Raw genomic sequence first — 13,046 nt, 5'->3', positions numbered from 1 at the left:
TGGATGAAAGCGTTTACCCGTCTCACGCTGGCTATCGGCCTGACCCTGCTGCCCCACATGGTGCTGGCTGACACACCCACGCCGATCAAACCGAAAGTGATGCTGATCACCATGTTCGCCCCTGAGGCGCAAACCTGGATCGAGCGCCTGGAACTCAAGCAGGAGGTGCGCGTACCGGGCTTGTCCGCCGACTACCCAGTGATCCGCTGCAACACCCAGGACGTATGCCTGCTGGTCACCGGCATGGGCCAGACCAACGCCGCCGCGTCCACCCTGGCCCTGGCGTTGTCGCCCAAGTTCGACCTGCGCCACAGCTATTTCCTGATCGCGGGGATCGCCGGCATCAGCCCCAAGCACGGCACCCTCGGCACGGCCGCCTGGGCCCACTACCTGGTGGAATTCGGCACCCAGTGGGAGCTGGATTCGCGGGATGCACCCAAGGATTGGCCGACCGGGTATATCGGCATCAACACCAAGGGGCCCAACGAAAAGCCGCCACTGGACTACAAGACCGAAGTGTTCGAGCTGAACCCCAAGCTGCAGGCCAAGGCGTTCGCCCTGTCGCACAAGGTCGAACTCACGGAAAGCAAAGAGTCCGCCGCCTGGCGCAAACACTACCCCGCCGCCCCCGCCAACCAGCCGCCGCAAGTCACTCGTTGCGACACCCTGGCGGGCAACACCTGGTTCTCCGGCACGCGCCTGAGCGAGCGCGCCGAGGTGTGGACCAAGCTGCTCACGGACAACAAAGGCGAATACTGCACCACCCAGCAGGAAGACAACTCCACCTATGAAGCTTTGCTACGCGCCAGCCGTGAAGGGTTAGTGGATATCCAGCGCCTGGCCGTCGTACGTGCCGGATCGGACTTCGACCGCCCGTACCCTGGCTACAGCGAAGTGGACAACCTGCTCAAATACGCCGACCAGGGAGGGTTCGTACCCGCGTTGGAGAACCTGTACCGCACGGGCAATCCGTTGGTACAGGCGATCCTGAAGAACTGGTCGGCATGGGAAAAAGGCGTTCCCGACGCCTAGTGCCGAGCGAAATGTAGGGGGCAGCGTCCATCGCCGTCTGTAGGAGCGAGGGGGACGCCTAGTTCTTGCTCGCGAAAAACTCACAGGCGCCGCGTTCATTCAGGAAGCGCGCGTTATCGTTGAGGTTTTTCGCGAGCAAGAACTAGGCGTCCCCCTCGCTCCTACAAAAAGGCCTTAACTGCCCCGATCGTGTCAGGGCAGCAAGATGATTTTGTCGGCGCTGCCTAGATTCACGTCCTCATAGCACTGCACGCCATCGGCCAGCGCCACTTCGCGCAGGCCAGTCGGCAATGGCAGTTGCCCTTCATCGAAAAAGCGTCCGAACTGCTCCAGCATCACCGCGCATTGCTCGCAGTTGTAGAGCAATGAATTGATGCCCACCACCGAGCCACCCTTGCGGTACAGGGCCAGGGCCGGCAGTTGTACGTGGCCGTCCACCGGTGCGGCAATGATCGCGATGCGGCCAAACGGAGCCAGGCCGGCCACGGCGGCTGGCAGCCAGAAACCGGTGGTGTCGAAGATCACATCGGCGCCGCCCTTGAACACCGCATGAACCTGCGCGCCCAGTTCTTCGGGCTTGCCCAACGCAATGGCGTCGAACCCTTGCCCCTGCAACACCTCGACCTGGTCAGCCTTACGCACCGCCGCCAACACGTGGGCGCCGCGGATGTTCGCCAAGGCCAATGCCGCACTGCCCACAGCACCATTGGCGCCGATCACCAGCAACCGCGTGCCTTTGCCCACGCCACTGCGCTCCAGCGCATCCCAGGCCGTGGTGTACGGCACTCCCAGGCTGGCGGCCTGGGAAAAACTCAGGTGCGCAGGTTTATGCGCGACACCTTTGGCCGACACGGTGAGGTACTGGGCGTGGGAGCCGTCAGCGAAAAAGCCCAGGTCGCGGCCGGTACCCCAGACTTCCTGGCCCACCAGTGCCTGCGGACCTTGCACGACCACGCCGGCAAAGTCGCGCCCAGGTATGCGCGGCACTGTGGTGTAGGGGAAACGCCCGAGTACGTTCTTCACGTCGCTGGGGTTAAGGCCCGCGGCCTTGATCTGGACCAGCACCTCATCGGCGGCGGGCACCGGGGTGGCAACCTCGACGAAGCGCAGGGCAGCGAGGTCGCCGGTGGCGGAAAATTGCAGTGCATTCATGGCCAATATCCATCGAGGGGAAGAAAGGGATCAGGACAACCAACCGGCGACCAACTGCCGGCCCATGGGCCAGAGCTGCTCACCGAGCAGCATGCCCATCAGGCCCACCAGCGCGATGGCCGGCGGTGCGGGCGAACGAAAGTCCAGGGCGCCGTAGATCAAGCCGACGAACAGGCCGATAGCCAGGGAAATCAGATAGTTCATGGTGGTGAGTGCCTGATGGGTAGATGGGCCCAGTGTAGAGAGCCCATCGCTGAAGCATCGGCCAAGTGCTTCAGGATTTCGGCCAACCCTCAGCCGTTGTACTGCGACGGTGCCACACCGAGCTCGCGGCGGAACATGTCGCTGAAACTGCTCGGCGAATAGCCCAGGGAGCGCGCGATAGCACTCACCGACTGGCCCTGGATCAACTCAGCCACCGCCGTGGCCAGTTGCACCTGTCGACGCCATTCGGCGAAGCCCATGCCCAGGTGGTTCTGGAACAGTCGCGCCAGCGTCCGCACACTGGCGCCGGCCGCTTCGGCGTGTTGCTCAAAGGGAATCTCCAGGGACGGCGCCGCCATGACCGCCTGGCAGGCATTGATCAGCCGCCGGTCGACGCCCACCGGCATGGCGATGCGAATGGGCGAGCGGCGCGCACGTTGCAGCTCCAGCAAGGCCAGGCCGACCACCGCGTCGTAATAGCCTGCATCGCCAGTGTCCCCCTGCTCCACCAGCGTGACGATCAACTCGCGCAGCAACCCACCGACTTCGATGACCTGCACCTGGCTGTCCAGCGTCGTCGCCAAGGCTGGACGCAAGTAGATATTGCGCATCTGCAAATCCGAGACCACGCGGATGCCGTGCTCCACCCCCGGTGGCAACCACACCGCCCGCTGGGGCGGCACCACCAGCGCCTCCTGGGGTGTCTCGACCCACATCACGCCGCTCATGGCGTAGAGCAACTGGCCCCAGTCGTGGCTATGGGGCTCCACGTACAAACCGCGCGGGTAGGTGCGCGCCAGGGGCAGTACGGGGACGGCGTGGTCACTGAGGTCGGGGGGCGCGGCCTGGGCCATGGGAAACACATCGTTCAAGGGTGAGCCGCCATGGTAATGACCACCGCTCGACAATCCGAGTGAATTTTTGCGGCCCACGAGGATCACTTGCTTACACCTGAAGGTTTGATGGGCCCATGAATAACGCAAAACTGTTTGTGATCGACTACACCCTGCATGGCGAACCCAAGTCATTCATCATTCGCCTGGAACAGCTCGATGCCGCTCAAGCCTGGCATTGGGCGAGCTGTGACGCCGGCGTGGGGCGCATCGGTCGCTTTGCCCGTGAGCAAGTGAAGAAAACCAGCCAGGAGCAGGCCGAGAAATTCGGCATTGAAAACGTGCAATGGCGCCGCTCGGATGCGCGCGCCCAGGCTTGATCAAGGAGCGATACCCATGGATTCAACCCGGCAAGTCAACGGCAAGGCCCGGATTGACTACACCCAGGACACCCTGTTCGGGCCACTGGCCAAGCATGTCGAATGCCAAGTGAGTGTGCAGCAAAGGGCCGGATGGCTGGTGTTGAAGGTGTTCCAGCCACTGCCCGATGATCTACATGCCGCGCAAACCGTAGTGTTTGCATTGGAGGGGCGGCGCACCAGCGCCGTGGTGAAAGACAGCCACCGCCTGGCCGATCACAGCCTGCGCCTGGAACTGGAAACCCAATAGGCCAAATCGAACCGCTGAAGCGTGGGAGGAAGCAGCCCCCCCTCCCACCGTCATAACTGCGCTCAACCTTTGGCCGACTTGGCGCACTCACACCCCGTCGGCGCTGCACAGGGTTCGCCATGGGCATGGTGCTCGGCACAGCCCTGGCAGCAATAACCCTTACCGTCTTTCATTACTGCATCAGCCCCCAACACGCACTTGCAGTGTGGGCAGGCACAGGTTGCATCTGGCATGGTCAGACTCCTTCTTCATGGTCGTCCGGTGCGGCGAGCGCCAGCACCTTAAGCAGTGACTGCAGGCCGGCGCGGATGGTTCCAACCATCAATCGGTACGGGTATTGCTGCGGTACATGAACACCAGCGCCAGGGCCAGGCAGGCCATGGCCACGATGCGGCTGCCCGACAATTCGATCGCCGGGTTGCCCAGCCAGCCGAAGTTATCGATCAACATACCCATGCCCAACTGCCCGACGATCACCGCGACAGTGGCGACCGCCGTGCCGACCACCGGTACCGCGCCGACCATGACCATCATGTACACCACGCCGAACAGCGCGCCGGTCAGTTGCCATTTCGGCACGTCCAGCAGGCTCAAGGCCTGGGCCGGCTCGAAGAAGAAAATCAACAGCGCAGTGGTCAATGCGCCCACCGCAAAGGTCAGCAGGCTGCTGCGCAATACCCCCACCGCCTGGCCCAGGCGACCATTGATCGCCGCCTGCACACTCAACACCGCACCCGCGGCAATCACCAGCACCAATAACAGAATCAGGTTCATTGCCTTACCCTCGTGCAATCAAAACAAGTGCCGCCACAATCAACGCCAAGGCGATCCAGCGCTCGCCATTGACCCGCTTGCGCGCGGTGCCGAACCAACCGAAATGGTCAATCAGCACGCTCTTGCCGACCTGGCCCGACAGAATCGCGATCATCGTCATCGCGATACCGATATGCGGCGTGGCCAGGGTCAACACCACCACATACATCGGCCCCAGGAAGCCGCCGATCAACTGCCAGCGCGGCAAGTCGGTCAACGCCGGGCCCTTTTGCGGGCCGCTGAACAACAGCAGCAAATACAGGATGGCCGAGCCGACGCCGAAGATGCTCAAGGTCGCCCACAAGTGGCCCACCTGCACACCCAACGGCCCGAGCAAACCGGCTTCCACGGACAAGCCCATGCCCGCCAGGATCACCAGTGGCAACAACAGCAACCTGAGCGCATTTTTTTTCGTGGTGGCCCGCGCCACACCCTCGACAGAACTGGCCTGCATACATCACCTGCGCTTTAACAAAAGATTGGATGGCGCGCATTATCCGGTGGCCGTGCTGTGCGATAAATGGGAGCATACAGACAACACCTTTGCGCATTACGCACAACACGGGGGCACGATGCAGGGTTTGAATGAATTGAGTTTCAAGGCGCTGCGCCTGTTCGTCGCGGTGCTGGACCATGGCAGCTTTTCTGAAGTGGCGCGTCGCGAAAGCCTGGCGCCCTCCTCCATTTCGCGGCAGATCCAATTGATGGAACAGGCCCTCGGCCAGCAGTTGCTCTACCGCCACACCCGCGCAGTGACCCCCACCGAGGCCGGGCGTCTGCTTGGACGGCATGCACGCGTGATGCTGGAGCAGTTGGAAGTCGCCAGCCAGGCCCTGCAGGAACAGGACAGCGAACCCAGCGGGCTGGTGCGGATCAACGCGCCGATGGTGTTCGGCCAGCGCCACCTGTCACCGTGGCTGGGGGCGTTATGCCGGCGCTACCCCAAGCTGCAACTGGATATCCAGCAAACCGACACCTACGTTGACCCGCTGCAAGATGGCACCGACTTGCTGTTCCGCATCGGCGTGCTCAACGACTCCAGCATGCAGGCGCGCATCTTCGCCCCCCAGCGCTTTCGCATCGCCGCCAGCCCCGCCTACCTGGCCCGGCACGGCACGCCCAGGCACCCGGACGAACTGCTCAATCACCAGTGCCTGGCCTATAAAGGCATCACCGGCCAGCAGCGCTGGTTCTTCCGCCGTGACCAGGGCGACTGGACGCCCTACAGCGTCAAGGGCCCGATCACCGGCAACCACGCCGACACCCTGACCCACGCCGCCGAACAGGGCCTGGGGCTGGTGGTGTTTCCTTCCTGGCTGATCGGCGAAAGCCTGCGGGCCGGAACCTTACAGGCGGTACTGACAGAGTACGAAGTGGCAACCACCCTGGAGCCCCAGCAGATTGCAGCGTTGTGGCCCGGGAGCCGGCGTTTGTCGCTGAAGGTGCGGACGGTGATCGATTACTTCGTGGAGTGTTTTGGGGCCGTGCCGTACTGGGATCGAGGGGAGGTACCGGTTGTGTAGACCGCCCGAGCTACCCAGCTGATTCAAAACAACCACTGCCCAAGCAACCACGCATTCGCCCCGCTGATCACCGCAAACAGAAACCATGCCAGCCACCGCGTCGGCAGCCGATTGACGAACGGCCCCATCAATTGCGGGTCGCCGGTCATGCGGATCAGCGGGTACAGCGCAAACGGCAATTGCAGGCTGAGCACCACCTGGCTGAGGATCAGCAGCTTGCCAATCGCGTCATCGCCCATCAGCCACACGCCAAGGAACGCCGGGATCAGCGCCAGCCCACGGGTGATCAGGCGGCGTTGCCAGCACGGAATACGCAGGTTGAGGTAACCCTCCATGATCACCTGGCCGGCGATGGTGCCGGTAAAGGTCGAACTCTGCCCGGACGCCAGCAAGGCGACCCCAAAGAGGATGCTGGCAAAGGCGCCGCCCACCAGCGGGTCAAGCAGGTGGTAGGCGTCCTGGATTTCCACCACATCGGTATGACCGGTCTTGTAGAAGGCAGCGGCGGCGAGTATCAGGATCGCGGCGTTGACCAGCAACGCCAGGGCCAGGGAGCCGATGGTATCGATGCGTGCCAGCTTGACCGCGTCCTGTTTGCTGGCGAGGTCTTTGCCGATCAGGCGGGTTTGCACGATCGAGGTATGCAGGTAAAGGTTATGGGGCATCACCGTGGCGCCGAGGATCCCAATAGCCAGGTACAGCGGTGCGGCATCGCTGATGGCCGACAGTGACGGGGTGAAGCCGCTGAGCACGTCCGGCCAATAGGGTTTGATCAGCACCAGCTCGATAAAGAAGCACACGCCGATGGTCGCCACCAACGCCAGCATGATCGCTTCCAGGCGGCGGAACCCACGGTTTTGCAGGGCCAGGATCAGCAGTGTGTCGAATGCGGTGATGACAATGCCGGTGGTCAGGGATACGCCGAGCAGCAGGTGGAACGCCAGGGCGCAGCCGAGTACTTCGGCGAGGTCGGTGGCAATGATGGAGATTTCCGCCAGCGCCCACTGGGTGCGCGCAGAGCGTGGGCTGTAGCGCTCGCGGCACAGTTGCGCCAGGTCCTTGCCGGTGGCGATACCCAGGCGCGAGCACAAGCACTGCACCGCCATGCCTGCCAGGCTGGCCAGCAGCACCACAAACAGCAGGTTGTAGCCGTAGCGTGAACCGGCCTCGATGGCCGTGGCCCAGTTGCCTGGGTCCATGTAGCCGATGGAGATCAGCAAGCCGGGGCCGGCGAACATCAGCACCCGTTTGAAAAACGAGGCCTTGGGGTCAACGATGATAGAGCCGGCAACTTCCGGCGGGCAGAACGGGGCGGTAGCGACTTTCGGCAGACTGAATTTCACGCGGTATCCCAGGCAAACACACAAGACAGAGGCGCAGCTTATCAGTCGGACGCGACCGTGCGCATTACCGTCTCCCGAGGCAAATCGAATGCCTCGACCACCTGCACCACCAGGTCCATCTCCTGGTTCAGCGCCTCGCGCTCCATGCGTTGGCGAATCACGCCGATCACCAGCACCGCCAGGGTGGTAATGGAGTACGCCGGGCCGGAGAACGCACGCACACCGCTTACCACCAGCATCGCCGCCGCCAGCGCCTGGCCCACTACCGGAATCGCCGAGGCCGCCCCCCGGCGCAGGATAAACCCGGTCAGCCCCGCCAAGGCGGTGCCGCTAAGGGCCGTGGCGGCCGAACGGCCGACATCGAAACGATTGAACAGCCCCTGTTCCTTTTGCGCGGCGGCCTGGAGTTCAGCGTCGAATACTTGCCGGTCGGCGTTGCTGAGTTTGTGCTTGTACTGCTCGATCAGTTTTTCCGCGACCTGGGCTTCAATGTCGGCCAATGCAACGGTGTCCACTGGATCATCGAACGTGATCCCCAACCGCTGCGCCACGTCCTCGGCAATCTGGCGATAACTCACGCCATGGCCACGGGCCAGGTTCATGAAGCTGTCACCGCCCATGCGCTGTAGCTCGATCGCCAGCTTCAACGGCTCGCGCACGCCGGCGTCAATCGAGGCGCTGCGTTTTTGCGCCATCAACTCGGCGAGGAATTTCAGCTCTTCCGCGCGTGCCTGTACCAACGCCGGAAACAGGTCCCCGTCTTCCTCGGCAAAGCGCACCTGCGCACTGCGCTGGTCGGCGCGGATCATGCCGCGCCGCTCCTGCAACAGGTCGGTGTACTGCACCACCGTGCGCAACTGCGGCCAATACGCGGCATGATCGAAGCTGGCCAGGTGCACATTCGTCACCTTGGCCTTGAGCGCCGGCGTGACGGGAATCGCATATCGACCGATGCAGCGCTCGGTGTCGGGTTTCAGCGCCAGGGCCCAGTCCTTGCTGGAGTGGCAGTTGATCACCCGCCCCTTGAGCGGCGCCGCTATTTCATCCCACGGGCTCGACGTACAGATCGCGCCACCCATCAACAGCAAATTGTCCAACGGCAGTTCGCGGGCGGTGTCGGGGTTGGCCAGCACGCTCTTGACCAGGATCCGTGCGCCGAGGGAATGGCCGATCAGGTTGATGCGCCGCACGTCCAGCGATTCGCCGTGCAGGTAGCTGGCCAGCTCCGGCAATAAGGTCTTGGCCACTTCATCGACGCGCGCCTCGACGCTTTTGTAGTGATCGAGAAAATACGCGATCGCCTTGCCCACCCCCACCGTTGCCGCTCCCAGGCCACCCCCGCCGAGCATCGAGGTGATCACGTCCTTGAAGGGCGCAAACACATTTTCCAGGAAATGCCCCGCTGGCCAGAACAGCATCAGGTTGGTCGAACCTTCGATTGCCGCCAGCTGTTCCTTGAAGTTGCCCAGTTGTTGCCGGTTGAAGAATGCCGAATAACCGTGAACGTAGAGATTGAGCACATCCCCCTGGGGCTCGCCACACAGAACGAACGTGGGCTTGCGGGTGCGGTGCATTTCATCCCACTGGTGTTGCATGGGCCGGTGACTCCTGGTGACAAGGGAGAGCGATAGTAACAAAGGGCGGGCCGCTGGAAGGTGAATCCTGACCGACGCGGCAGCGGCACGCCGCCTTGCCCCTGGCATTTTTCATTGCACGCCCCGCCGTGCGGTTCCGCTACGTGGCCGCCTTAGGCTTTATTTTCGGGCTGGCCTGGCGGTGGGGTTATACCGCCGGCCCACCCCGGCGCACGGCAAGACGCGCCGTCCGCGAAAGGAGCGATCTTGCGCTGAACGTCGGGAAACCACGGGATAATGTCCCGGTTCGCGTACATCGCACGCATGCAGCCAGGCAGCGTATTCAGGACCGACCTTCGGCGGTTTCTTCAAATGCTTCCCCCGCCTTCAAGCAAACACCTCTCAAAAACACAATTTTGAAGCGGTAAAAAGCGCTCTAATAGCCGCCTGTCGATTGGTTTTAAAGATTTTGGAGTTCGCAATGCCCCATGAAGGCAACCTGTTACAAGCAGCCGTGGTGTTCCTGCTCGCCGCCGTGCTGACCGTGCCCCTGGCCAAGCGCCTGCAATTGGGCGCGGTGCTCGGGTATCTGTTCGCCGGCGTCATCATCGGCCCATCAGTGCTTGGGCTGATCGGCAACCCGCAAAGCGTTGCGCAGTTCTCGGAACTGGGCGTGGTGTTGCTGCTGTTCATCATCGGGCTGGAGTTGTCGCCCAAGCGTCTCTGGGTAATGCGCAAGGCGGTGTTCGGTGTCGGCCTGGCCCAGGTGCTGCTCACCGGCTTGGTGATGGGCGCGGTGGCGCTGTGGCTGTTTGGCCAGGCGTGGAACAGCGCAATCGTGCTGGGGCTGGGCCTGGCGTTGTCCTCCACCGCCTTCGGCCTGCAAAGCCTGGCCGAGCGCAAGGAGCTGAACCAGCCCCACGGGCGCCTGGCCTTTGCCATCCTGCTGTTCCAGGACATCGCCGCGATCCCGCTGATCGCCATGGTGCCGCTGCTTGCCGGCAGCGACCACCCGACCAACGAAGCGCAAGGCGTGCAGCACGTGTTGCAGATCCTCGGCAGCATCGCCGTGGTGATCATCGGCGGGCGCTACCTGTTGCGCCCGGTGTTTCGCATTGTCGCCAAGACCGGCCTGCGCGAAGTGTCCACCGCCACGGCCCTGCTGGTGGTGATCGGCACGGCGTGGCTGATGGAGCTGGTCGGCGTGTCCATGGCCCTCGGCGCGTTCCTCGCCGGCCTGCTGCTGGCGGACTCGGAATACCGCCATGAGCTGGAGTCCCAGATCGAACCGTTCAAGGGCCTGCTGCTGGGTCTGTTTTTTATCAGCGTAGGCATGGGCGCCAACCTCAGCCTGTTGCTCAGTTCGCCACTGGTGGTGATCGGCCTGACCCTGTTGCTGATCGGTCTCAAGCTGCCGCTGCTGTATGCCGTGGGCCGCCTGGTGGGCGACCTCAATCGCGAAAGTGCCCTGCGCCTGGGCGTGGTGCTGGCGGCCGGCGGTGAATTTGCCTTTGTGGTGTTCAAGATCGGCCGCGACCAGGGCCTGTTCGAACCGCACCTGTACGACATCCTGGTGTTGACCATCACCCTGTCCATGGCCGTTACGCCGCTGCTGTTGCTGGTGTGCCCGAAGCTGTTCAAGCCCAGGGTCAAACCGGTGGAAGTGCCCGAGGAGTACCGCGCCATCGAAAGCGATGCACCTCGCGTGGTGATCGCCGGGATGGGCCGCATGGGCCAGATCGTCGCGCGGATCCTGCGCGCGCAGAACATCTCGTTCATCGCCCTCGACACCTCGGTGGAAACCATCGAGCTGACCCGCAGTTTCGGCGGTATGCCGGTGTTCTACGGCGACCCGCAGCGCCCGGAAATCCTGCACGCGGCCAAGGTCGACCAGGCCGAGTTCTTCGTGATCGCCATGGACGACCCGGAGATCAATATCAAGACCGCCGAACTGGTGCGCAGCCTCTTCCCGCACATGAAAATCATCGCCCGCGCCCGTAACCGCCAGCACGTTCACCGCCTGGTGGACCTGGACGCGTCACCGGTGCGCGAGACCTTCTATTCCAGCCTGGAAATGAGCCGCCGCACCTTGGTGGGCCTCGGTTTGAGCCAGGCCCAGGCCGATGCGCGCATCAACCGCTTCAAGAACCACGACCTGCAAGTCCTCGCCGCCCAGCATGCGGTGTATGACGACGCGGCCAAGGTGATGCAAACCGCCCAGGAAGCCCGTGCGGAACTGGCGCGACTGTTTGAAATGGACCGACTTGAGGAAGAGTCCGACAAGGTGTAAGGCAGTGGACGAACGATCTTGCGAAATTTCTGACAGAATACCGCGCAATTTCGTTCACCACTGGAGCGCTTCCCCATGGCCACTTTCACCAAGACCGCCGTCCTGCTGGCCCTTGCGCTCAGCGCCGGCAGCGCCTTCGCCGCGGCCAAGCCGGCCACGCAGACCATCTCCACCTTGGGCGGCAAGTTCACCTTCAGCCTGCCCAAGGCCTATGCGGCCGATACCTTGCCGGCCGGCAAGGCCGAGGATGGCACCGCCGATACCCAAGGCACGATGTACGCGAACCAGACCACGAAAAGTGTGGTGATCGTTGCCGAAACCGTGCGTAACGATGGGGTGACCATCCAGGATAACGACCCGCAGTTCCTCGACGGCGCGGTCGCCGGTTTCGTCAAGGACCAAAGCGCGGCCCTGCCCGATTTCAAGAAGCAAAACGAAAAGAAACTGACCTTCAAGGGCCTGGGTCTGCGCCAGGTGGACAGCACCGCCACCCAGGGCGGCGGCAAGACCTTGAACTCCACCTTCCTCGGTGGTTCGGGCAACCACCTGCTGGTGATCCAGGCCATTTCGCGGGCGGATGATGTGAAGGGGCATGCGGAGTTGGTGAAGCAGATTACCGGCGGTAAGTAAGCCGAGCAGGCTGTTGTGGCGAGCGGGCTTGCCCTAATGCCGTTCAGTTAAGGCTTTTTTGTAGGAGCGAGCTTGCTCGCGAAGAACTCACAGGCGCCGCGTTGATTCAGGAAACACGCGTGATCGTTGACGTTTTTCGCGAGCAAGCTCGCTCCTACAGAAGGCGATGTACGCTTAACTGAACGGCATTAGGGCTTGCCACAACAAGCCTGCTCGCCACATTAAGGGGCCTTCCCTCCCACCCTTTTGACCGCGTTTACTTCAAACTTTTTTCCAACCAGGCTTTCAGGTCCTGGATTTCCGCTGCGCTGACGGTGTGGTTCATGCCCGGATAGGTATGGAACTCCGGCTTCAGCCCGATCTTCTCCAATACCTCATTCGCCCGCGTTGCCGACTCATACGGCAGTGCCTGGTCCAGGGTGCCGTGGCCAATAAAGATCGCCAGTTTGTTCAAGCGCTCATCCGGCTTGAGCTCAGCCTTGAGCACCGGCAGCACGCTGCCACTGAGCGCCGCGATGCCGCGCACCAGCTCCGGATCACGCAATGCCACCTCGTAAGACATGATCGCGCCCTGGCTGAACCCCACCAGGAACACCCGGTCAGGCTGGGTGTGATACTTGGCGGTGGCCTTGGCGACAAAGTCCTTGATCAGCCTGGCACTGCTCTGCAGATCCTCAGTCACCCCATCGTAATCGCCCTCACCGGGCGTCTTGGTAAACCAGCGAAACCCGTGGGGGTCCACGGGCATGGGCGCGCGGGCTGACAGGTAGGTCCAGGTCGACGGCAGCGCATCCTTGATGCCAAACAAGTCTTCCTCGTTGCTGCCGAACCCGTGCAGGAAAATCACCAACGGCTGGTTACGCGCATCGCCCTGGGTCTGTTCCAGGTAGGACAACGGCAAGTCGGTGTGCAGGGTAGCATCGGCCTGGGCGGCGCCGGCCACCAGGGTCAGCGCCAGGGCAAACAGTTTGAGCATGGGAAAT

15 protein-coding genes are annotated in these 13,046 nt (G+C 62.7%); 6 read left to right on the top strand and 9 right to left on the bottom strand.

Going from position 1 to position 13,046, the window contains the following annotated elements; translation table 11 throughout:
• The first annotated feature begins 3 nt into the window (after positions 1 to 3).
• Complete coding sequence (locus QU606_RS16040) at positions 4 to 1,032, top strand: purine nucleoside permease (protein ID WP_069075778.1); 1,029 nt, start codon at positions 4 to 6, stop codon at positions 1,030 to 1,032.
• Between the two features lie 192 nt (positions 1,033 to 1,224).
• On the opposite strand, the gene QU606_RS16035 is transcribed toward QU606_RS16040, so the two are convergent.
• From QU606_RS16035 to QU606_RS16025, 3 genes are all read right to left on the bottom strand, one after another.
• Complete coding sequence (locus tag QU606_RS16035; protein WP_102625153.1) at positions 1,225 to 2,184, bottom strand: zinc-binding alcohol dehydrogenase family protein; 960 nt, start codon at positions 2,182 to 2,184, stop codon at positions 1,225 to 1,227.
• A 30-nt stretch (positions 2,185 to 2,214) separates the two neighbouring features.
• Positions 2,215 to 2,388, bottom strand: coding sequence for a DUF1427 family protein (locus tag QU606_RS16030; protein ID WP_024074843.1), 174 nt, complete (start codon positions 2,386 to 2,388; stop codon positions 2,215 to 2,217).
• An 89-nt stretch (positions 2,389 to 2,477) separates the two neighbouring features.
• Positions 2,478 to 3,242, bottom strand: coding sequence for a helix-turn-helix transcriptional regulator (locus tag QU606_RS16025; RefSeq protein ID WP_024074842.1), 765 nt, complete (start codon positions 3,240 to 3,242; stop codon positions 2,478 to 2,480).
• 116 nt (positions 3,243 to 3,358) lie between these two features.
• Here QU606_RS16025 and QU606_RS16020 point away from each other — a divergent pair, with 116 nt between their 5' ends.
• Positions 3,359 to 3,601 (top strand): DUF6555 family protein, encoded by a 243-nt coding sequence (locus QU606_RS16020; RefSeq protein WP_024074841.1) that lies wholly within the window; start codon positions 3,359 to 3,361, stop codon positions 3,599 to 3,601.
• 16 nt (positions 3,602 to 3,617) lie between these two features.
• Positions 3,618 to 3,890, top strand: coding sequence for a hypothetical protein (locus QU606_RS16015; protein ID WP_024074840.1), 273 nt, complete (start codon positions 3,618 to 3,620; stop codon positions 3,888 to 3,890).
• A 62-nt stretch (positions 3,891 to 3,952) separates the two neighbouring features.
• Here QU606_RS16015 and QU606_RS16010 read toward each other — a convergent pair whose 3' ends face one another.
• From QU606_RS16010 to QU606_RS16000, 3 genes are all read right to left on the bottom strand, one after another.
• Entirely contained in the window at positions 3,953 to 4,123 is a 171-nt protein-coding gene (locus tag QU606_RS16010; protein WP_081329179.1) for a metallothionein, read from the bottom strand.
• An 88-nt stretch (positions 4,124 to 4,211) separates the two neighbouring features.
• A complete protein-coding gene (locus QU606_RS16005) occupies positions 4,212 to 4,664 on the bottom strand; it encodes a DMT family transporter (protein ID WP_024074839.1) in 453 nt (150 codons plus the stop codon).
• A 4-nt stretch (positions 4,665 to 4,668) separates the two neighbouring features.
• Positions 4,669 to 5,157: a DMT family transporter gene (locus tag QU606_RS16000; RefSeq protein ID WP_304998577.1), complete on the bottom strand. Its 489-nt coding sequence runs from the start codon at positions 5,155 to 5,157 to the stop codon at positions 4,669 to 4,671.
• Between the two features lie 118 nt (positions 5,158 to 5,275).
• On the opposite strand from QU606_RS16000, the gene QU606_RS15995 reads away from it, so the two are divergent.
• Positions 5,276 to 6,226, top strand: a complete 951-nt coding sequence (locus QU606_RS15995) for a LysR family transcriptional regulator (protein ID WP_102625160.1) — start codon at positions 5,276 to 5,278, stop codon at positions 6,224 to 6,226.
• A 23-nt stretch (positions 6,227 to 6,249) separates the two neighbouring features.
• On the opposite strand, the gene QU606_RS15990 is transcribed toward QU606_RS15995, so the two are convergent.
• Positions 6,250 to 7,569, bottom strand: a complete 1,320-nt coding sequence (locus QU606_RS15990; protein WP_024074836.1) for an Nramp family divalent metal transporter — start codon at positions 7,567 to 7,569, stop codon at positions 6,250 to 6,252.
• A gap of 41 nt (positions 7,570 to 7,610) precedes the next feature.
• A complete protein-coding gene (locus QU606_RS15985) occupies positions 7,611 to 9,164 on the bottom strand; it encodes a DUF726 domain-containing protein (RefSeq protein WP_304998575.1) in 1,554 nt (517 codons plus the stop codon).
• A 460-nt stretch (positions 9,165 to 9,624) separates the two neighbouring features.
• Here QU606_RS15985 and QU606_RS15980 point away from each other — a divergent pair, with 460 nt between their 5' ends.
• A complete protein-coding gene (locus QU606_RS15980; RefSeq protein WP_024074834.1) occupies positions 9,625 to 11,433 on the top strand; it encodes a monovalent cation:proton antiporter-2 (CPA2) family protein in 1,809 nt (602 codons plus the stop codon).
• 75 nt (positions 11,434 to 11,508) lie between these two features.
• Positions 11,509 to 12,063 (top strand): hypothetical protein, encoded by a 555-nt coding sequence (locus tag QU606_RS15975; RefSeq protein WP_024074833.1) that lies wholly within the window; start codon positions 11,509 to 11,511, stop codon positions 12,061 to 12,063.
• Positions 12,064 to 12,319: 256 nt separating this feature from the next.
• Here QU606_RS15975 and QU606_RS15970 read toward each other — a convergent pair whose 3' ends face one another.
• A complete protein-coding gene (locus QU606_RS15970) occupies positions 12,320 to 13,039 on the bottom strand; it encodes an alpha/beta hydrolase (protein WP_304998574.1) in 720 nt (239 codons plus the stop codon).
• Positions 13,040 to 13,046 lie beyond the last annotated feature (7 nt).

This window comes from Pseudomonas sp. OVF7 (genome assembly GCF_030644265.1).
Lineage (GTDB): Bacteria > Pseudomonadota > Gammaproteobacteria > Pseudomonadales > Pseudomonadaceae > Aquipseudomonas > Aquipseudomonas gorinensis.
The sequence above is the reverse complement of the archived record's forward strand: the minus strand, read 5'-3'. Positions and strand labels throughout refer to the sequence as shown.